The 18,758-nt window shown below is 72.0% G+C and carries 19 protein-coding genes and 1 pseudogene; 8 read left to right on the top strand and 12 right to left on the bottom strand.

Annotated features, from left to right (window positions below; translation table 11 throughout):
* Positions 1 to 353: 353 nt before the first annotated feature.
* On the top strand, positions 354 to 1,031 hold the full coding sequence (locus ACFW01_RS15980; protein ID WP_234959499.1) for a M23 family metallopeptidase: 678 nt from the start codon (positions 354 to 356) through the stop codon (positions 1,029 to 1,031).
* 57 nt (positions 1,032 to 1,088) lie between these two features.
* Here ACFW01_RS15980 and ACFW01_RS15975 read toward each other — a convergent pair whose 3' ends face one another.
* Positions 1,089 to 1,688, bottom strand: a complete 600-nt coding sequence (locus ACFW01_RS15975; RefSeq protein ID WP_234959500.1) for a TetR/AcrR family transcriptional regulator — start codon at positions 1,686 to 1,688, stop codon at positions 1,089 to 1,091.
* 167 nt (positions 1,689 to 1,855) lie between these two features.
* Here ACFW01_RS15975 and ACFW01_RS15970 point away from each other — a divergent pair, with 167 nt between their 5' ends.
* Positions 1,856 to 3,454: an MDR family MFS transporter gene (locus ACFW01_RS15970; RefSeq protein ID WP_384504078.1), complete on the top strand. Its 1,599-nt coding sequence runs from the start codon at positions 1,856 to 1,858 to the stop codon at positions 3,452 to 3,454.
* Between the two features lie 64 nt (positions 3,455 to 3,518).
* On the opposite strand, the gene ACFW01_RS15965 is transcribed toward ACFW01_RS15970, so the two are convergent.
* The gene (locus tag ACFW01_RS15965; protein WP_384504076.1) at positions 3,519 to 3,956 is read right to left on the bottom strand and encodes an ATP-binding protein; all 438 of its coding nucleotides are present in this window, start codon (positions 3,954 to 3,956) and stop codon (positions 3,519 to 3,521) included.
* 95 nt (positions 3,957 to 4,051) lie between these two features.
* On the opposite strand from ACFW01_RS15965, the gene ACFW01_RS15960 reads away from it, so the two are divergent.
* Positions 4,052 to 4,900, top strand: coding sequence for a helix-turn-helix domain-containing protein (locus ACFW01_RS15960; protein ID WP_384504074.1), 849 nt, complete (start codon positions 4,052 to 4,054; stop codon positions 4,898 to 4,900).
* On the top strand, positions 4,860 to 5,057 hold the full coding sequence (locus tag ACFW01_RS15955) for a DUF397 domain-containing protein (RefSeq protein ID WP_384504072.1): 198 nt from the start codon (positions 4,860 to 4,862) through the stop codon (positions 5,055 to 5,057). The genes ACFW01_RS15960 and ACFW01_RS15955 overlap by 41 nt, the downstream gene beginning before the upstream one ends.
* 7 nt (positions 5,058 to 5,064) lie before the next feature.
* Here ACFW01_RS15955 and ACFW01_RS15950 read toward each other — a convergent pair whose 3' ends face one another.
* The gene (locus ACFW01_RS15950; protein WP_234959504.1) at positions 5,065 to 5,505 is read right to left on the bottom strand and encodes a GNAT family N-acetyltransferase; all 441 of its coding nucleotides are present in this window, start codon (positions 5,503 to 5,505) and stop codon (positions 5,065 to 5,067) included.
* A 35-nt stretch (positions 5,506 to 5,540) separates the two neighbouring features.
* On the opposite strand from ACFW01_RS15950, the gene ACFW01_RS15945 reads away from it, so the two are divergent.
* Positions 5,541 to 5,981 (top strand): helix-turn-helix transcriptional regulator, encoded by a 441-nt coding sequence (locus tag ACFW01_RS15945; protein ID WP_384504070.1) that lies wholly within the window; start codon positions 5,541 to 5,543, stop codon positions 5,979 to 5,981.
* Between the two features lie 68 nt (positions 5,982 to 6,049).
* Positions 6,050 to 6,496 (top strand): VOC family protein, encoded by a 447-nt coding sequence (locus ACFW01_RS15940; RefSeq protein ID WP_234959538.1) that lies wholly within the window; start codon positions 6,050 to 6,052, stop codon positions 6,494 to 6,496.
* Here ACFW01_RS15940 and cseC read toward each other — a convergent pair.
* The 6 genes and pseudogenes from cseC to ACFW01_RS15910 form a co-directional block, all read right to left on the bottom strand.
* Complete coding sequence (gene cseC, locus ACFW01_RS15935) at positions 6,493 to 8,082, bottom strand: two-component system sensor histidine kinase CseC (RefSeq protein WP_384504185.1); 1,590 nt, start codon at positions 8,080 to 8,082, stop codon at positions 6,493 to 6,495. The two genes, ACFW01_RS15940 and cseC, sit on opposite strands and share 4 nt — an antisense overlap.
* Positions 7,971 to 8,675 carry a two-component system response regulator CseB gene (gene cseB / locus ACFW01_RS15930; RefSeq protein WP_161326591.1) on the bottom strand — a complete coding sequence of 235 codons (705 nt, stop codon included), beginning with the start codon at positions 8,673 to 8,675 and terminating at the stop codon, positions 7,971 to 7,973. The genes cseC and cseB overlap by 112 nt, the downstream gene beginning before the upstream one ends.
* 179 nt (positions 8,676 to 8,854) lie before the next feature.
* The gene (locus tag ACFW01_RS15925; RefSeq protein ID WP_234959506.1) at positions 8,855 to 9,520 is read right to left on the bottom strand and encodes a hypothetical protein; all 666 of its coding nucleotides are present in this window, start codon (positions 9,518 to 9,520) and stop codon (positions 8,855 to 8,857) included.
* The gene (locus ACFW01_RS15920; protein WP_234959507.1) at positions 9,508 to 10,047 is read right to left on the bottom strand and encodes a SigE family RNA polymerase sigma factor; all 540 of its coding nucleotides are present in this window, start codon (positions 10,045 to 10,047) and stop codon (positions 9,508 to 9,510) included. Before ACFW01_RS15920 ends, ACFW01_RS15925 begins: the two co-directional genes overlap by 13 nt.
* Positions 10,048 to 10,356: 309 nt before the next feature.
* Positions 10,357 to 11,289 carry an A/G-specific adenine glycosylase gene (locus tag ACFW01_RS15915; protein WP_161326593.1) on the bottom strand — a complete coding sequence of 311 codons (933 nt, stop codon included), beginning with the start codon at positions 11,287 to 11,289 and terminating at the stop codon, positions 10,357 to 10,359.
* Between the two features lie 417 nt (positions 11,290 to 11,706).
* A pseudogene (locus ACFW01_RS15910) lies at positions 11,707 to 12,210 on the bottom strand (phosphatase PAP2 family protein); the annotation flags it as partial.
* A gap of 174 nt (positions 12,211 to 12,384) precedes the next feature.
* Between ACFW01_RS15910 and ACFW01_RS15905 the strand changes: the two are divergent.
* Entirely contained in the window at positions 12,385 to 13,227 is an 843-nt protein-coding gene (locus ACFW01_RS15905) for a hypothetical protein (RefSeq protein ID WP_234959508.1), read from the top strand.
* A 49-nt stretch (positions 13,228 to 13,276) separates the two neighbouring features.
* Here the strand turns inward: ACFW01_RS15905 and disA are convergent, their stop codons facing one another.
* Both disA and radA read right to left on the bottom strand, forming a co-directional pair.
* Positions 13,277 to 14,401 (bottom strand): DNA integrity scanning diadenylate cyclase DisA, encoded by a 1,125-nt coding sequence (disA, locus tag ACFW01_RS15900; RefSeq protein ID WP_073726741.1) that lies wholly within the window; start codon positions 14,399 to 14,401, stop codon positions 13,277 to 13,279.
* 81 nt (positions 14,402 to 14,482) lie between these two features.
* Positions 14,483 to 15,892 (bottom strand): DNA repair protein RadA, encoded by a 1,410-nt coding sequence (gene radA / locus ACFW01_RS15895; RefSeq protein ID WP_161326595.1) that lies wholly within the window; start codon positions 15,890 to 15,892, stop codon positions 14,483 to 14,485.
* Positions 15,893 to 16,067: 175 nt separating this feature from the next.
* Here radA and ACFW01_RS15890 point away from each other — a divergent pair, with 175 nt between their 5' ends.
* Positions 16,068 to 17,819: a hypothetical protein gene (locus ACFW01_RS15890; RefSeq protein ID WP_384504066.1), complete on the top strand. Its 1,752-nt coding sequence runs from the start codon at positions 16,068 to 16,070 to the stop codon at positions 17,817 to 17,819.
* A gap of 78 nt (positions 17,820 to 17,897) precedes the next feature.
* Here ACFW01_RS15890 and ACFW01_RS15885 read toward each other — a convergent pair whose 3' ends face one another.
* Positions 17,898 to 18,710, bottom strand: a complete 813-nt coding sequence (locus ACFW01_RS15885; RefSeq protein WP_384504064.1) for a hypothetical protein — start codon at positions 18,708 to 18,710, stop codon at positions 17,898 to 17,900.
* Positions 18,711 to 18,758 lie beyond the last annotated feature (48 nt).

Raw genomic sequence — 18,758 nt, 5'->3', positions numbered from 1 at the left:
ACCGGGAGTAGCCCGGGTCACATTCACCGGCCTTTCGATCATGGCCGCCGGTGACATGGCGCACAGGCCCTTGGGCCCTTACTACGGGGAATAGTGGAAGCCGCGAGAACTGCGAAATCGGACATAACGGTCCACGGCGCTCGGCGGCCGCCGGGCGCCTGAGCTGGTTTTGTCCGGAATGGCTGCTCTGTCAAGAGTAGTGAAGTATCGCGCTCAAGTACTAAATAACGTCGTAGGTCACACCTTTGTGCGGTTCGGGTCCGCCGGGTTACCAAGGTTGAGCCCGGCCGACGAGCGCCCTGTGCGTCTCGCTCGGAGGGGCTTTCCTCTGTACCCGTCCCCATGAGGTTCGAATGTTTCCGCGTGTCACGTCCCGTTCTTCCCGTACGACCCTTCGCACCCGCGCCGCGGTGATGGCCGCCGGCCTCGGAGCCTCGGTCGCACTGGGAGCCGGGGTCGCGGCCGCCACCGGCACCACGGCGGCCTCCACCTCCTCCACCACGGCGAGCGCCGTCGAGGCCCAGGCCGCGGCGCAGGCCAAGGCGGCGAAGGCCGAGAAGGCGAGCGCCAAGCAGGCCACCGCCAAGAAGACGGCCGCCAAGAAGAAGGCCGCCTCCTGGGTGGACCCGGTGAAGAAGTACAAGCTCACCGCCAGCTTCGCCCAGAACGGCGGCATGTGGGCCAGCAAGCACAGCGGCCAGGACTTCGCCGTCCCGGTCGGCACCAACGTCGTCGCCACGCACGGCGGCACCGTGGTCAAGGCCGGCGGCAACGGCGCCGGTGACGGCCCCGCCTACGGCAACGCGATCGTCATCAAGCACGGCAACGGCACGTACTCCCAGTACGCCCACCTGTCCAAGGTGAACGTGAAGATAGGCCAGGTCGTGAAGACCGGCCAGTCGATCGCCAAGTCCGGCAACACCGGTAACTCCAGCGGCCCGCACCTGCACTTCGAGATCCGCACGACCGCCAACTACGGTTCGGCCGTCGACCCGGTCTCGTTCCTGCGGGACAAGGGCGTGACCGTCTGACGGCCAACCGTCCGACGGTGACCGGCCGGCGGTGACCGGCCGGGACCCGGGTCCGGATCAGGAGCCCCCGGCTCCCCGGTGTGCCTGGGTCACCAGATCGGTGGCGACCTCGAGAACGGCAGCGCGCTGTTCCTCGGGGTCGCCTTCGAGGTCCCGGAGTACGAACATCCCGGCGTGCAGCGTGAACAGCGCACTCACACAGCGGACCTGGTCGACCAGGTCCGCTTCCGGGTCGATGAGGATGTCGCGCAGGCCGAACATGCGGGTCTTGAACAGCTCGCCGATGCGCAGGTCGCGCACGGTCGCCTGGTTCTCCTGCATGAAGCGGAACAGCGGCGCCGCGCCCGACAGCGCCTCGCTGTAGCGGCGGATGATCTCCTGCTTCGTCTCCAGGGTGTGCGGCTGCTCCCGCCCCCAGGCGATCAGGTCCTCCAGCGGCCGCGAGAGGTCCTCGAAGATGCTGACCAGGATCTCTTCCTTGGTCTTGAAGTGGTAGTACAGCGCGGCCTTGGTGACGTCCAGGGTCTCGGCGATCTCGCGCAGCGAGGTCTTCTCGTACCCCTGCTCGGCGAAGAGTCCGAGGGCCACGTCCTGGATGCGCTGGCGGGTGTCCCCGCGGCGTCGCTGCTGCCTGGTGCCGTTCATCGTGCCGCCCATTCTCCCGCGCACCTCCTGTTCAGCGCACTCTGCCCGCTCCGCGCCCTTTCCGAAAAACTTACTTGACGCCCGGCTAGTTACGCGACTACCTTCCCGAGTGTAGTCAACTTGCCGGGCGGCAAGTAAGTGGGACCGGAGAGCAGCGGTAGCTGGGGGAAGTGGGAGCGATGGCGGAGACACCACAGGCGGGGACCGGTGAGGCCGGTGCCGGCAAGCAGCCGAGGAGCGTGCGGGTGGTCCTGCTCGCCCTCATGATCGCGATGATGCTCGCGATGCTCGACAACATGATCATCGGCACCGCGATGCCGACGATCGTGGGCGAGCTGGGCGGTCTGGAACACCTCTCCTGGGTGGTCACCGCCTACACCCTCGCGACCGCGGCCTCGACCCCGCTGTGGGGCAAGCTCGGCGACATGTACGGGCGCAAGGGCTCGTTCATGACCTCGATCGTGATCTTCCTGGCCGGCTCCGCGCTCAGCGGCATGGCCCAGGACATGGGCCAGCTCATCGGATTCCGCGCCGTCCAGGGCCTGGGTGCCGGCGGTCTGATGGTCGGCGTCATGGCCATCATCGGCGACCTGATACCGCCCAGGGAGCGCGGCAAGTACCAGGGCATGATGGCCGGCGTCATGGCGCTGGCGATGATCGGCGGACCGCTGGTCGGCGGCACCATCACCGACCACTGGGGCTGGCGCTGGTCCTTCTACATCAACCTGCCGCTCGGCGCGATCGCGCTGGTGGCCGTCAGCGCCGTCCTGCACCTGCCGAAGAAGCGCAGCCAGGCGCGGATCGACTACCTGGGCGCCGCGCTGCTGACCATCGGCATCACGGCCATCGTGCTCGTCACCACCTGGGGCGGCACCGAGTACGCCTGGACCTCCGCGCGGATCATGGAGCTGATCGGCATCGGCGTCGCCGCGCTGGTCGGGTTCGTGTTCTGGCAGACCAGGGCGGCCGAGCCGATCGTGCCGCTGCACATCTTCCGCAGCCGCAACTTCACGCTGATGTCGGTCATCGGCTTCATCGTCGGCTTCGTGATGTTCGGCGCCACCCTCTTCCTGCCGCTGTACCAGCAGTCGGTGCAGGGCGCGTCCGCGACCAACTCCGGGCTGCTGCTCCTGCCGATGCTGGGCGCGATGCTCGTCACGTCGATGGTGGCGGGACGGGTCACCACGAACACCGGCCGCTACAAGATCTTCCCGGTGCTGGGCGGCGCGCTGATGACGGTGGGCCTCTTCCTGCTGTCGACCATGGACACCGACACCACCCGCTTCACCTCCGGGGTGTACATGGCCGTCGTCGGTCTCGGCATGGGCTGCCTGATGCAGATCACGATGCTGGTGGCGCAGAACAGCGTGGAGATGAAGGACATGGGCGTCGCGTCCTCGTCCACCACCCTCTTCCGCACCCTCGGCTCCTCCTTCGGCGTCGCGATCATGGGCGCCCTGTTCAACCACCGCGTCCAGGACGTGATGGCGGAGCGGGCGGGGGCGCTGGGCTCCAAGGTGACCGAGAGTTCGGCACAGCTGGACGCGGCGAGCCTGGCCAAGCTGCCGGAGGCGGCCCGCGACGCCTACCAGCACGCGGTGTCCTCCGGCACGCACGGCGCGTTCCTGCTGGGCGCGGTGGTGGCGGTCGTGGCCCTGGTCGCGGCGGTCTTCGTGGAGGAGGTCCCGCTGAAGGGCGCGGGCCCGCAGGCGGCGGACGCGCCGGGCGACGGTGAGGGCGGCGCTGCGGCGAAGGCGCCGGTGACCGAGGCGGTCTGACCGCGGGCCGGCCCGCCACCTCCCCCTGACCAGGCCCCCGGGTGGTTTCGACCACCCGGGGGCCCTATGTCGTACGCCTGGCTTCCGCCTTGCCGACGCACTCGAACCACACCGTCTTGCCCCGCCCGTCCGCGTACGGCGTGACGCCCCACCGGTCGGTCACCGCGGCGACGATCACCAGCCCGCGCCCGCCCTCGCCCAGCGTGTCGGCGGCCGCCGGAACCGGCAGCTCCGGGCAGTCGTCGGCGACCTCGACCCGTACGGCGTCCGGCTGAAGCAGAAAGCACACGCGGCAACGACGGCCGGGCACGTGCCGTACGACGTTGGCGACCAGCTCCGTGAGGGCAAGCTCGGCGGCGTCGGACACCTCGGCCGGCCCGGAGCGCACGAGGTACAGCCGCAGGACTCGGCGCAGATGGCGGGCCGAGTGCGCACCCATGGCGAACTCGGCGCGGTACTGGCTCTCAACGTCCGCCGCACGCGGACCGGTTACGTGATTCACGCCACAACCCTGCGACGCGGTGCGTACGCTCGACTACGCACAGAAACGAACGCCGAGAGGTGTTGCCGTCCGCAGTCCCGGAGCGAGGTGCCGCAGTGGCCAACATCCAGTCCCTCGACCCGACCGCGTCCCCGCTCGACTACTACGGCTGGGAGCTGCGCCGCCAGCGCGAGGCCCACGGCCTCCGGCAGGGCCAGCTCGGCGACATCATCTTCTGCACCGGCTCACTGGTCGGCCAGATCGAGACCACGAAGAAGGTCCCGACACGGGACTTCTCCGAGCGGGTGGACGCCGCGCTGGGCACGGACGGTCTGTTCTCGCGGCTGATCGGCCTGGTGCTGCGCAGCCAACTCCCGACGTGGTTCCAGCCGTACGCGGAGATGGAGGCGAAGGCGGCGTACATCTCGACGTACCAGGCGCAGTTGGTCTACGGGCTGTTGCAGACGGAGGAGTACGCGCGGGCGGTGCTCGCCACCGGCATGCCGGACGATCTGGAGGGCTTGTTGGCCGCCCGGATGGAACGTCAGCGCATCCTGGAGCGTGAGCGGCCGCCGCTGGCTTGGGTGGTGCTGGACGAGGCCGTCCTGCACCGCCCCATCGGTGGTCACGAGGTCATGCGCCGCCAACTGGCCCGACTGTTGGAATTCGCCGGTCACCGCTGGATGCACGTCCAGGTGCTGCCGAACGAGGCGGGGGCTCACGCCAGTCTTGCTGGTTCGTTCAACGGCCTCCGCTTCGACGACAACCCGGACATCGTCTACACAGAGGACATCATCTCCGGTCACATGACGGCCAATCCGGAGACCGTCAGGGAAGCCGCTCTCCGTTACGCTCGCTTGCAGGCCGCTGCCCTCTCCGTGGAGGATTCGGCGGAACTGATCATCCGGGTGATGGAGGAACGCTATGGACACGGCTCCCAGCCAGAGGAACAGTCAGTGGCGTAAGTCCAGTTACAGCGGAAACACCGGCGGCGACTGCGTCGAGGTAGCTGACAACTGCCCCACCGGCGCCGTCCCCGTGCGCGACAGCAAGAACCCGACCGGCCCGGTCGTGACCGTCGGCGCCCCCGCCTGGCACTCCTTCATCGAAGGACTGCGCTAGCCGGCCGTCATCGCGGCGTGCGCACCATGAACACGTCCACCGGATCCTCGGCCTCCACGCTGAATCCGTGCCGTTCGTACAGCCGCCGTGCCGGGCTGCCCCGCAGCACGTTCAGCCGGACCAGTGTGCCCTCGCGGTCGCACCGCTCCAGCAGCCCGCGCAGCACGGCCGTACCGATGCCGCCGCCCTGCATCCGCGGCGCCAGATAGAAGTGCTCCAGCCAGTGGGCACCCTCGGCCGGCCGCAGCGACACGCATCCGGCGAACGCGCCGCCCACCTCGATCACCTGGGTGTGCGCCGGGACGAACCCGTCCCGCAGTCGCTGCCGCACCCGCCGCGCGTCGTACCGCCCGAGCCGCTCCAGATCCGCCCGCAGCACCACGGCCCGCAACTCGGCCACCGGCTCGACGTCCGCCGCCGAAGCCGGCCGTATTCCCCAGTCCGCCATGATCGTCAGACTACTGGGCCGGTGGCATCCGGCCGATGTCGGTGCCCCGTGCCACCATCGGCCCCATGGACAAGCTGCGCCAGCTGCGGCTGGCGAAGGACGCCATGGACCGGGACTGGGCCGACCCGGACCTGGACCTGGACGCGGTCGCGGCCCACGCCGGGTACTCGCGGTACCACTTCCTTCGCGCCTTCAAGGAGACGTACGGCGAGACGCCCGGCCAGTACCTCACCCGCCGTCGCATCGAGCGCGCCGAGGACATGCTGCGCACCGCCAACCTGTCCGTGACCGAGATCTGCCACCTGGTCGGCTTCAGCAGCCTGGGCACCTTCTCCAGCCGGTTCAAGGCCAGGACCGGGCTGACCCCGAGCGAGTACCGGACCAAGCACGTGGGCCGGGGGACCGCCCTCATACCGGGCTGCTATGTCATGCACTGGGCGGGCGGGGTGCGGCGCAATTCCGGAGAAGCGGGCTGAGGGCGAGGCTGCCTACCGTGGCAGGGCAAGCGCAAGCGAAACCGGCCACGCAACAGCAGGAGAACGCCATGATCAAGGGCCTCGCCATCGCGACCGTCTGGGTCCTCGACCAGGAGCGGGCCAAGCGGTTCTACACCGAGAAGCTGGGCCTGGAGGTCCGCACCGACATGACCATGGGCGAGGGCGGGATGCGCTGGCTCACCGTCGGATCGCCGGACCAGCCGGACGTGGAGCTGACGCTCATGCTCCCGAACGGCCCGGCGATGGACCCCGAGTCCGCCGAGATGATCCGGAAGCTGGTGGCCAAGGGCGCGCTCGGCGCCGGCGTGCTGACCACCGACGACATCCACGGCGACTACAAGAAGCTCAAGGACCGCGGGGTGGAATTCCTCCAGGAGCCGCAGGAGCGCCCGTACGGCACCGAGGCGCTCTTCCGGGACGACTCCGGCAACTGGTTCTCCTTCACCCAGCCCCGCGAGGGCGGCCTCGACCTGGACCAGGACTTCGCCTGCTAGCCGTGGCCGGGGGCCGTCCGGTCCGGCAGCATCGGGTAGCTCCCCGTGTTGGTCGGCGCGTGCTCCGGCAGCCACAGGACCGCGACCGCGCCCTCGGCCGGGACGTGGTCGGGTGCCCCGGCGGGACGGACGTTGCGGAAGGTGAGGCGGGCGCCCAGGACGCGGGCCTGACCGGCCGCGATGGTCAGCCCGAGCCCGTGCCCGCGCCCGGCCCGGTCCGTGCTGCCGGTGCGGAAGCGGCTCGGGCCCTCGGCGAGCAGGTGCTCGGGGAAGCCCGGCCCGTGGTCGCGGACCCGGATCACCCGGCCCTCGACGCTGACCTGGACCGGTGAGCGGCCGTGCCGGGCGGCGTTGGCGAGCAGGTTGAACAGCACCCGCTCCAGGCGGCGCGGGTCGGTCGTCACCTCCGACTCGTGGATCACCCGCACCTCCACGGCCGGGTCCTTCGCCGCCACCCGCCGGGTCACGAAGTCGCCCAGCATCAGATCCTGGAGTTCGGCCCGCTCCGAGGCCCCGTCGAGCCGGGCCACCTCCAGGACGTCCTCGACGAGCGTGCGCATCGCCTTCGCCCGGTCCAGGACCAGCTCGGTCGGCCGGCCAGGCGGCAGCAGCTCGGCCGCGGTGAGCAGCCCGGTCACCGGGGTCCGCAGCTCGTGCGCGATGTCCGCGGTGACCCGCCGCTCGGCCTCCAGCCGCTTCTGCAGCGCGTCCGCCATCGCGTCCACCGCGCTCGCGAGGTCGTCGGTCTCGTCCCGGACGACCCCGCCGATGGCGTCCCGGACGCGCACGTCCGGCTCCCCGTTGGCGACCTGGTTCGCGGCCGCCGCCGCGTCCCGCAGCCGCCGCGACAGCTGGCGCCCGATGAGCACGCCGAGCGCGCTGCCGCCGAGGACCACCGCGATGGAGCCGATGACGAGGGCCTGGTCGAGATCGGTGAGGATGTCCGCGCTGCGGTCGGTGAAACCGGAGTGCAGGGACATCACGTGCCCGTCCTTGAGCGGCACCGCGGCCCAGATGTCCGTCACCCCGTCGGCCCGCTCGGAGACGTACGTCGCCCGCTGCCCGGCCTCCACCCTGCGGCGCAGCTCCACCGGCAGCTCGGGATCGTCGATCTTGGCGTTGGGGAAGTTCTGCCGCCCCGACAGCTCGTAGTTGCGCTGGGCGATCAGGATCCGGTCGTCCGCGAGGTCACGGGCGTTGTCCAGCATCGACACCCGGGCCGCGTTGTGCACGACCAGGCTCAGGACGACCGCCACCAGCGCGCCGACCAGCGCGATCGCCGCGCTGAGCTTCCAGCGCAGCCCGGTGCGGATGCCACGCGCGCGCAGGCCGCGCGGACGTGTGCCGTGCGGGCCCGGCCCGTGCGTACCGGCCCCGTGCGTACCGCTGTCCGGCCCCGTGCGGCCGTCCGCGCGCCCCGGAGGCGAGGCGGTCCGGCGTCGGAAGAACCCCCGCATATCCCTGTGTCCCCGCCTCAGGCCTTCAACTTGTAGCCGAAGCCGCGGACCGTCTCGATCCGGTCCTGGCCGATCTTGGTGCGCAGCCGCTGCACGTGCACGTCGACGACGCGGGTGTCCCCGCCCCAGCCGTAGTCCCAGACCCGTTCCAGCAGCTTGTCGCGCGAGAGCACCGTCCCCGGCGCCGAGGAGAACTCCAGCAGCAGCCGCATCTCCGTCGGGGTGAGCGCCACCGGCCGTCCGGCCCGGCGCACCTCCATGCCCTCGGTGTCCACCTCCAGCTCGCCGAAGGTGAGGACGCCCCCGGTGTCCGCGTGGTCCGCCGCGTCCCCCCGGTCCCCGCCGCCGGCGTGGCCGAAGCGCCGCAGCACCGCCCGGATCCGGGCGACAAGGACGGCCCCGTCGAAGGGCTTGGTGACGTAGTCGTCGGCACCGGCCTCCAGACCCAGGACGACGTCGATGGAGTCCGCCCGCGCCGACAGCATGATCACCGGCACCGTGGACTCGTCCCGGATCCGGCGGCACAGGCTCACCCCGTCCAGCCCCGGGACCATGACGTCGAGCAGTGCGATGTCGGGCCGGTCGGTCCGGAAGGACTCCAGGCCGGACAGCCCGTCGGGCATCGCGGTGACCGCGAAGCCGTCCCGCTCCAGGGCGAGCTGGGTGGCCTCGCGGATGACGTCGTCGTCCTCGACGAACAGGACGTGGGTCTGGTCTGCCATCCCGGTGCTCTCAGTCCTCGTTGTGATGGGTCGGGTGCGGTCGCCGGACGCGGGTGCGGTCACGGACGCCCACGGCGACGGACGCCCACTGGACGCCCACTGGGAGGGACGCCCCGGCCGCGCACCGCGTTCACCCGGTCATCGCGGCGAGCGGCCCGATCGGTGCACGCCCGCCGGTCTCAGCCGTCCGCGTCCGGGACCGGAGTCGGCGCGTTGCCCGCGGCGTTGCTGTAGTCGTTGTGGGTGCGGTACTGCTCGGCGAACCGGCCCGACGCCCAGCGGTACGTGATGACGTTCTCGCCGGACGGACTGGACACCGGGTCGCCCCGCTCGTACACCTGCTTGGTCACCACCAGGTCGCCGCGGTCGATCTCCGCGTAGACCGGAGGCTCCTCGGTCTTGAACACATTCTGGTACGCGCCGTCCTCCTCGCGGTACACGTAACTGCCCACACCCACCGCGTCACCGCACGTCAGGACGTTGACCACGACGTCCTCCGCGGTGCCGCCGGTCAGCTCGCCGTACGACACGTCGACGGGGTACTCGTCGGCGACGCACGGCTTCAGTTCGTGCTTGACCTCTTCGGAGACCTTGGGGTCCGACTTGACCAGCCGCACCGCGTCCACCCGGTCGGGGACCTTCGAGGGGGAGGCGGCCGGCGAGGAGGAGGCGGCGCCGCCCACCGCGTCCGCGTGGGCCGCGCCCTCGTCGCGGGTGCCGGTGCCGCCGGCCGCGCAGCCGGACAGGCACACGCCGAGGGCGACGAACACGGCCACCGCCGCACTCGTCGCCTGCGTGTCCCTCCGGGTCCCCCCGGGTGATCGACCGACGGTCAGGCCGCGCAACGCTCCCGCTCCTCACGCTCCAGCGCCCGTGCGTCCAGATCGCGGGCGACCAACTCCTCACGGAGCCGGGCGAGCGCCCGGTGCAGCGTGCTCTTGACCGTGCCGGCCGACATGCCGAGGGCGGCGGCGGTCTCCTCCGTGGACATCTGCTCCCAGTGTCGCAGCACCACGACGCTGCGCTGCTTCGGGGCGAGCACCTTCATGACGTCCATCAGCAGGGCGCGGTCCGCGTGCTGCTCGGTGGAGTCGTCCACGCGGGACTCGGGGAGCTGCTCGGTGGGCACCTCCTCCAGCTTCCGCGCCCGCCACCACTCGGTCCGCGTGTTGATCATGACCCGGCGCAGGTAGGCGTCGGCCAGCCGCTTGTCCTCGATGGTCGACCAGCGGCGGTACGTCCGCGCCAGCGCGGTCTGCAGCAGGTCCTGGGCGTCGACCGGATCCGGGACCAGACGCCGGGCACTGCGCAGCAGCGCGTCCTGCCGCGTCCGGACGTACTCCTCGAACTCGAGCACCTCACCCATGGTCAACCGCCTTCCGATCCCCGTACTCCGCCGGTGTGGTCACCGTCGGCCCACTGCCTGTGGTCCCTGGTCCTGCCGTGCCCGCCGGGCACAGAAACGAAGGTAGGGAAGCGTTGTCACGGCGCTGTGCGGAGCAGCCTGCGACGAACACTCGGCTGTCCGTCGGTTGTGTAACGGAAGTAGGAACCGGGTAAATCAGCGCGTCACTTGATGAAGGTAAGTAGCGATATGTCCGTTACCACGGCTGTAACCGGGGCCGACGTGGCCGGTGTTTCCGTGACACCGGCACCGCCGCCCCTGTGACCCCGCTGTCCGTCAGCTCAGCGGCAGCCGGTAGAGCCCGTCCGCCAGCGGCTCCACCAGACCGTCGGACACCAGGCCGTCCAGGGCGCGGGCCCGCTGGACCGGCTCGTGCCACACCTGGTCGAGGGCCGACTGCGGCACCGGCCCGGACGCCTCCCGCAGCACCGCGAGCAGCCGGCCGCGCACCTGCCGGTCGGTGCCCGCGTACGTCTGGCCGCGGCGCGGCGGTCCGTCGTGCGCGGGCTTGCCGGCCAGCCGCCAGGCGCACTGCCCGGCGATCGGGCAGCGCTGGCACGACTCGTTCTTCGCGGTGCATACCAGCGCGCCCAGCTCCATGGAGGCGGCGGCCCACCGGGCGGCCCGCGTCTCCTGCTCCGGCAGCAGCGCACGCGCCAGCTTCCGCTCGGCGGCGGTGGTGGCGTTCGGTGGGTACTGCACGCCGGTGACCGCGCGGGCGAAGACCCGGCGCACGTTGGTGTCCAGTACGGGGTGCCGCTGGCCGTAGGCGAAGGAGGCGACCGCGGCGGCCGTGTACTCGCCGATGCCGGGCAGCGCCAGCAACTGGGCGTGGTCCGCCGGTACGTCGCCGCCGTGCCGTTCCGTTATGGCCGCGGCGGCACCGTGCAGTCGCAGGGCGCGGCGCGGGTAGCCGAGCCGGCCCCAGGCGCGGACCGCCTCGCCGGGCGCCTCGGCGGCGAGGTCGGCGGGGCGCGGCCAGCGCGCCAGCCACTGCTCGTAGACGGGCTGGACGCGGCTCACCGGCGTCTGCTGGAGCATGAACTCACTGACCATCACGCCCCACGCGCCGGCCTCCGGGCGCCGCCACGGCAGGTCGCGGGCGTGCTCGGCGAACCAGTCGATGACGGGGGCGTGCAACGGCACGCCGGACGAGGCGGCGGCGGGGTCGGAGGGGCCGCTGTGCGAGGACTTCGTGGGCGCAGTCATGACCCTCCGATCCTGCCACGACGAGACCACCGCGCGGGTGCAGCGCCACCCCGTCGCGTCCACGACACCTGACGATCGGCAGGGGCGCCGCCCCCTCCGCCGCTTGTAGCGTCGGCCCATGGAAGGTACGCGTCCGGCCGCCGACGCCGGGATATCCGCCGCCGGAGCCGTCGGCGCCCCGGCGGACGCGCACCTGCGCGCCCCCCTCGCGCCCGGCTCGCACGCCCCCGGCTCGCGCTCCGTACGGCTCGCCCCCGTCGGTCGCGGCGCGCTGTTCTGGTGCGGCCGTTGCGAGGCGGCGTACGCGCCCGGCGGCACGGCACCCGGCCCGGTCAGCCACCGCACCGCCGGCGCCGACGAGCCCCGCATCGCCTCGGCCGGCCGCGTCGCCGGACGTATGCCGAGCCGTACGGCCACGGCCGCGACGACCGCGCCGAGCAGCAGCCCGGCGACGACGTCGTGCGGGTGGTGGACGCCGACGAAGACCCGGGAGAAGGCCATCAGCAGGGCGAGCGGTACCGTCACCCGGACCGCGGTCCACCGGACCAGGGCCAGGGCGACGGCCGCCCCGCCCGCGATCGTGGCGTGGTTGCTCGGGAAGGACCAGTCACCGGCCGGCGGGCACGGTGCCGGCGAGGGCACCGCCCCGGCGACCGCCCGGCACGGACGCTCCTCCTCCACAACGGACTTGAGCAGTTCACTGCACACATACGCGACAGCCGTGGCCACAGGTGCAAGGACCGCGATCGCGAACGCCCGTGGGTCGCCGCGCCGCGACCGCCACCAGGCGACGACGAACAGCGCGCCGAACACCAGGATGCCCGCCTCCGTCCCCACCTCCGCCGTGTGCTGGACCCACCTCGGGGTGTCCTGGGCGAAGCCGGTGATGTCGCGGTAGAGATCGTCATCCTCGAAGGTCATGCTCACGGACGGTAGGCGGCTGCGCGAAACGGTCACACCCTGCGATCGACACGTGCGACACCTGACGATCGGCAGGGGTCCGGGGCGGTCTCCGGGATGATGATCCGTAAAAGTTGCGGGCCTGAACGGCGGGTGGGACAGGGGAACGCGCGGATCTCTCGTACAGTTTGCGCCGTGGGATCTCTGCGCAATCCGGTCGGGCCGCTTCCCTCCTCCATCTACTGGCGACGGAGGGCCGTACTGCTGTCCCTGTTCGCCCTGTTGGCGCTGCTGATCACGTGGATCGTGGTCTCCGGCGGCGGGGGCGGCGGCAAGGGACGCGACGACGGAGCGGACGGCAAGAACCCGGCCCCGTCGATCACGCCGGGACCCTCGGGATCCGGGCCCGCGATCAGTGAGGCCCCGGGCGGCCGCGACGAGTCGGGAAGCACGGACTCCGGTGGTACGGGGGCGGGTTCGGGTTCCGGCGGCGGCGAGGACGGCTCGGGCGAGGGCTCTGGTTCCGGCGAGGACGCCGACAATCCCGGCAGCGCCGGTGGCGGGGGCTCCGGGGGCGGGGCGGCGACGGGCGTCGGCGCGGGAGACGCGCTGCCGGGCGGTTCCGCCCTGCCCAACTGCACCCCGGGCGCGGTGAAGTTCAGCCTGCGCAGCGTTCGCAACAGCTACACGCCCGGACAGACCCCCGCCTTCGAACTGACCGCGCGGAACACCTCCGGCGGCGACTGCAAGGTCGATCTGGGCCCCGAACACGCGGTGTTCACCATCACCCCGGCCAGCGGCGACGACGTCTACTGGGCCTCGGACGACTGCGTCGAGGACAAGAGCAAGGCCAGCCTCCAGTACCGGGTGGCCGCGAACAGCGGCATCACCTACACCGTGAAGTGGGACCGCAAGCCGAGCGCCCCCGAGTGCGGTACGCCCCCGGCGGGCTCGGCCAAGGCGGGGACGTACCTGGTGGAGGCCAAGGCGCCCGGCTTCGAGAAGGTCCGGACGTCCTTCGTGCTGAAGAGCGACTGACGCAAGGCCGACGCTCCAATTCAGACGCACGCCCTCAGAAGTAACGCCCTCAGACGTACCGCTCGAGGATCGACGACTCCGCGAGCCGCGACAGCCCCTCACGCACGCTGCGCGCCCGCGCCTCGCCGACACCGTCCACCGTCTGGAGGTCGTCCACGCTGGCGGCGAGCAGCTTCTGCAGGCCGCCGAAGTGCTCCACCAGCCGGTCGATGATCGCGCCCGGCAGCCGCGGCACCTTCGCCAGCAGCCGGAACCCGCGCGGCGACACCGCCGAGTCCAGCGTCTCGGGGGACCCGGTGTATCCCAGCGCCCGGGCCACCGTGGACAGTTCGAGCAGCTCGGCATGGCTGAGCTTGTCCAGCTCGGCGAGCGCCTCGTCGACCGTACGGGACCGCTTGGCGGTCGGCTCGGGCACGTAGTCCCGCACGACCAGCTCGCGCTCCGGCTCCACGCCGGCGATCAACTCGTCCAGCTGAAGCGCCAGCAGCCGCCCGTCCGTGCCCAGCTCCACCACGTACTCGGCGATCTCGGTGGCGATCCGGCGCACCATCTCCAGCCGCTGGGCGACCGCCGACACGTCCCGGACGGTCACCAGGTCCTCGATCTCCAGCGCGGAGAGCGTGCCGGCGACCTCGTCGAGCCGGAGCTTGTAGCGCTCCAGGGTGGCCAGCGCCTGGTTGGCCCGGGACAGGATCGCCGCGGAGTCCTCCAGGACGCGCCGCTGCCCGTCGACATAGAGGGCGATGAGCCGCATGGACTGCGAGACGGAGACGACGGGGAATCCGACCTGCTTGCTGACCCGGTCCGCCGTACGGTGCCGGGTGCCGGTCTCCTCGGTCGGAATGGTCGGGTCGGGCAGCAGCTGCACGCCCGCCCGCAGGATCTTCGACAGGTCCGAGGAGAGCACGATCCCGCCGTCGAGCTTGCACAGCTCGCGCAGCCGGGTCGCCGTGAACTCGACGTCCAGGACGAAGCCGCCCGTACACATCGACTCGACGGTCTTGTCCGACCCCAGCACCATCAGACCGCCGGTGTTGCCGCGAAGGACCCGTTCCAGGCCGTCCCGCAGCAGCGTGCCGGGCGCCACGGCGCTCAGCGAGGCGCGCATCAGGCCATCGGCACCGGCACTCCCACCGGACTTTCCGGGAGCTGCTGCCCGGTCGTTGGCTGCCACTGCACTCCTCCGGTCGCAGGTTCTTCTGGTGCGCCCGTGTCGCACACTCGGTCGTACGGACGGGCGAGACCAGGGCAAAGTCTACCGGCGGTCCTCCTCCTCCCGTGGGGCGTCTCGCCGACGCGAGCGGGGAAGCACCCGCAGGGCGTCCCCTATGTCCGCGACTTCCAGGACCTTCATGCCGTCGGGAACCCTGCCGGGGTCGCTCGGTACCAGGGCGTGCGTGAAGCCCAGCCGGTGCGCCTCGGAGAGCCGGCGCTGCACGCCCGTGACCCGTCTCACCTCTCCGGCGAGGCCGACCTCACCGATCGCGACGAGGTTCTTGGGCAGCGGGGTGTCACTGGCCGCACTGGCCAGCGCGAGCGCGACGGCGAGGTCGGCGGCCGGCTCGGACAGCTTCACGCCGCCCACGGTCGCGCTGTAGATGTCCCTCTTCCCCAGGGCACTGATCCGACCGCGCTGCTCCAGCACCGCCAGCATCATGGAGACCCGGGACGTCTCCAGCCCCGAGGTCGTACGCCGGGGCGACGGGATCTGGGAATCCACGGTCAGCGCCTGCACCTCGGCCACCAGCGGCCGGCGGCCCTCCAGCGTGACGGTCAGACAGGTACCCGGCACGGGTTCGGCACGCCGGGTGAGGAAGAGACCGCTGGGGTCGGCGAGCCCGGTGATCCCCTCGTCGTGCAGCTCGAAACAGCCGACCTCGTCGGTCGTCCCGTACCGGTTCTTCACCCCCCGCACCAGCCGCAGCCGCGCATGCCGGTCACCCTCGAAGTGCAGGACCACGTCCACCAGGTGCTCCAGCAGCCGCGGCCCGGCGATGGCGCCGTCCTTGGTGACGTGCCCCACGAGCAGGGTGGACATCCCGCGCTCCTTGGAGGCGCGGATCAGGGCCCCCGCCACCTCCCGCACCTGCGCCATGCCGCCGGGGGCGCCGTCGATCTCGGGAGAGGCGACGGTCTGCACCGAGTCCAGGATCAGCAGCGACGGCTTGACCGCGTCCAGATGCCCCAGCACCGCCGCCAGATCGGTCTCGGCGGCGAGGTAGAGATGATCGTCGATCGCGTCGATCCGGTCGGCCCGAAGCCGCACCTGACTCGCCGACTCCTCGCCCGTGACGTACAGCGTCCGGTGCTCGTCGCTCGCGGACTTCGCCGCCACGTCCAGCAGCAGGGTGGACTTCCCGACCCCGGGCTCACCCGCGACCAGCACCACGGCCCCGGGCACCAGCCCGCCGCCCAGTACCCGGTCCAGCTCCGGCACGCCGGTCGACCGCGCGGTCGCCTGCCGCCCGTCGACCTCACCGATCGGCACCGCGGAGGTGGTCACGCGCCCTGGCGACGTCGTCCGCACGGCGGGCGCGCCGTACTCCTCGACGGTGCCCCAGGCCTGGCATTCGGGACAGCGGCCGAGCCATTTGGCCGTCTGCCAGCCGCACTCGGTGCAGCGGAAGGACGGCCGTTCCTTGGTGGACTTCGCACGGGCAGCCATGCACGAACCGTAACGGCCCCCACTGACACCCCGACGCGGGCGCGGTCGCGGAGGCACCCCGCCCGCCGGAACAACCGCCTCCTGTCCCCTTATGAGGGATCGTTTCACCCGTACGGATTAAAAGTGGCCAACGCGCCAGTTCGCGCCACCCATAGCCCCCTACGGTCGCCGGGTGATGAGGAGCAGTCCGGAGACCACGACCCGCACGACCGGCGCACACCGAGCGCACCGGGAGGCGCGTGACCGCGCCGCGGCGCGTTCCCTGGCGCAGCGGCCGCCCGCGCGCCACGCCGCGTACGACGCCTATCTGGACGGCCTGTTCACGTACTGCCTGTCCGTGCTCTGCGACCACACCGCCGCGACCGCCGCCCTGGGCGACGTCCTCGCGCTCGCCCAGCGCCGCGGCAACCGCGGTCCCGGTTCCGCCCAGGACCGCAGGGCGTGGCTGTACGCCCTGGCCCGCTGGGCCTGCCTCCGCAGGCTGACCGAGGCGAAGCAGAAACGTCAGAGCAGTCATGCGGCAGGCCGCCCCACGAGCACGCGCGACACCAGCACCGAGGCGACGGCCACCGACACCGCCCACACCGGCGACGACGACGAGACCCGGCAACGGCACCGCGCCGAACTCGCCCAGCTGGCCTGGCCGGAGGCCGCCGGCACCACCCCCGAGCAGCGCGAGGCCCTGGAACTCGCCGTCCGCCACCGCCTGGCGCCCCACGAGGTCGCCGCGGTCCTCGGCATGGACCTGGCCGCCACCCGGGAACTCCTCGCCTCCGCCGCCTGCGAGGTCGAACGCACCCGCGCCGCCCTGGCCGTCGTGGAGACCGGCACCTGCACCGGCGTCGCGCGCCTCACCGGCGACAACCGGTACGTGCTCAGCGCCGCCCTGCGCCGCGAACTGGTCCGGCACGTGGACGACTGCCCCCGCTGCCGCCGCACGGCGGAACGCGCGATCCCCGGCCGCTGGCCCGGCACCAGCGTCACTCCGGCCGAACTCCCCGTCCTGGAGGCCCCCCGCACCGCGCTGCACGTCGCCATGGCGCACGTCCCGCGAGCCCGGATCGCCGCCCCCCGCTTCGACCGCCGCGGCTTCCCCATGGACCCCAAGGACCGCGCCGCCCGCCGGGACCGGATGCGCGCGCGTGCCGTCACCACCACCGTCGTCGCCACCGTCGTGGCGGCTCCCGTGCTCGCTCTGTGGGCGGCCTACCGCGGCACCCCCGTCGTGGAGGGCGAGGACGGCCGCTCGTCCAGCGCCAGCGAGGCACAGAGCCCCGACGGCCTGGACGGCGACTCCACCGGCGGCGGCTACGAGAACGCGGGCAACGCCAGCACCACCCCCGGCACCGGCTTCGAGGAGAACGGCGAGTCCGACGTCTCCGTGGAGGTCGTCGGCGTCTCCGGCGCGGGCGAGAAGAGCACCCTGAGCGTCACGGCCGGCCACGACGGCGACACCACGCTGGTCACCCTGACCGCGACCGGCGACGCCCCGGTCCGCTGGTCCGCCTCCGTCGGGGCGTCCTGGCTCTACCTGAGCCAGTCCTCCGGCACCCTCGACCCCGGCGAGTCCCGCACGGTCCGGGTGTACGTCGACCACCTGCGCGAGCCGTCCGGCCACTGGACCGCCCGCGTGGCGGTGTCGCCCGTCGGCGCGGTCGTCTCGATCAAGGGGTACGGCACCGCGCCCGGCCCCTCCCGCCCGGGCCCGCGCCCCAGCACCCCGGACCACTCGCCGTCCCCGTCCGTCCCGGACCCGGACCCGTCGCCGTCGGCCTCGCAGCCCGACCCGGACCCGACACCCACCGAGGACCCGTCACCGACACCGCCCGACCCGGACCCGACGCCGACCGGCCCGTCCCCGACGGGCGGCACCGGCTCCTCGCCCCTGCCGGGCGGCACCGGCGCCCCGAGCCCGTCCACCTCATAGGACGCACTCCTGGGATGAACTCCTGGACGAACTCCTGGACGAACTCCTGGGACGCACGAGGCGCGGCGTGCGCGGCACTCAGCGAGCGGGATCCGCCGGATGCGGTGCCACCAGCGGCAACTGCGAGGCCAGCCGCTCCTCGCACAGCTCGACCAGCCGGTCGTACCCCGCCTTGCCCATCAGCTCGATCAGCTCGGGGCGGTACGAGACGTACACCGGGTCGCCCGCGCCGTGCGCCGAGGTCGCCGAGGTGCACCACCAGTGCAGGTCGTGCCCGCCGGGACCCCAGCCGCGCCGGTCGTACTCACCGATCGACACCTGGAGCACGCGCGTGTCGTCGGGCCGGTCGATCCACTCGTACGTCCGCCGCACCGGCAGCTGCCAGCACACGTCCGGCTTGGTCTCCAGCGGCTCCCGGCCCTCCTTCAGGGCCAGGATGTGCAGCGAGCAGCCCGCGCCCCCGGCGAAACCGGGCCGGTTCTGGAAGATGCACGAGCCCTGGAAGGGACGGGTCTGCCGGGAGCCCTCCTCGTCCTCGGAGGTCCAGCCGTCCCGCGTGCCCTCGGCGTGGTGCTGCCAGATGTCCGGCGTGAGCCGCGCCACGTGCTCGGCGACCCGCCGCTCGTCGTCCTCGTCGGAGAAGTGTGCGCCCAGCGAGCAGCACCCGTCGTCCGCGCGGCCCGCCTGGATGCCCTGGCAGCCGCTGCCGAAGATGCAGTTCCAGCGGGAGGTCAGCCATGTCAGGTCGCACCGGAAGACCTGCTCGTCGTCCGCCGGATCGGGGAACTCCACCCACGCCCGGGCGAAGTCAAGGCCCTTCTCGTCGCCCATTACGCGCCTCTTGTCCTTCTTGGCCGACTTTTCAGCCTTCGCCTTTTTCGTCTTTGGCACGGCTCCAGGGTAAGACGCCGAAGCCGGATGACGGCACCGCCGCCCGCC

It is taken from the genome of Streptomyces sp. NPDC058985, assembly GCF_042740985.1.
GTDB lineage: Bacteria > Actinomycetota > Actinomycetes > Streptomycetales > Streptomycetaceae > Streptomyces.
Note: the sequence above shows the minus strand (reverse complement) of the source record. Positions and strands in the feature narration are given on the sequence as shown.

Excerpts from the sequence above, each read along its gene's own strand:
- ACFW01_RS15980 (WP_234959499.1), top strand. The coding sequence starts at position 354 with ATGTTTCCGCGTGTCACGTCCCGTTCTTCCCGTACGACCCTTCGCACC.
- ACFW01_RS15975 (WP_234959500.1), bottom strand. The coding sequence starts at position 1,688 with ATGGGCGGCACGATGAACGGCACCAGGCAGCAGCGACGCCGCGGGGAC.
- ACFW01_RS15970 (WP_384504078.1), top strand. The coding sequence starts at position 1,856 with ATGGCGGAGACACCACAGGCGGGGACCGGTGAGGCCGGTGCCGGCAAG.
- ACFW01_RS15955 (WP_384504072.1), top strand. The coding sequence starts at position 4,860 with ATGGACACGGCTCCCAGCCAGAGGAACAGTCAGTGGCGTAAGTCCAGT.
- ACFW01_RS15950 (WP_234959504.1), bottom strand. The coding sequence starts at position 5,505 with ATGGCGGACTGGGGAATACGGCCGGCTTCGGCGGCGGACGTCGAGCCG.
- ACFW01_RS15945 (WP_384504070.1), top strand. The coding sequence starts at position 5,541 with ATGTCGGTGCCCCGTGCCACCATCGGCCCCATGGACAAGCTGCGCCAG.
- ACFW01_RS15940 (WP_234959538.1), top strand. The coding sequence starts at position 6,050 with ATGATCAAGGGCCTCGCCATCGCGACCGTCTGGGTCCTCGACCAGGAG.
- cseB (WP_161326591.1), bottom strand. The coding sequence starts at position 8,675 with ATGGCAGACCAGACCCACGTCCTGTTCGTCGAGGACGACGACGTCATC.
- ACFW01_RS15915 (WP_161326593.1), bottom strand. The coding sequence starts at position 11,289 with ATGACTGCGCCCACGAAGTCCTCGCACAGCGGCCCCTCCGACCCCGCC.
- radA (WP_161326595.1), bottom strand. The coding sequence starts at position 15,892 with ATGGCTGCCCGTGCGAAGTCCACCAAGGAACGGCCGTCCTTCCGCTGC.
- ACFW01_RS15890 (WP_384504066.1), top strand. The coding sequence starts at position 16,068 with ATGAGGAGCAGTCCGGAGACCACGACCCGCACGACCGGCGCACACCGA.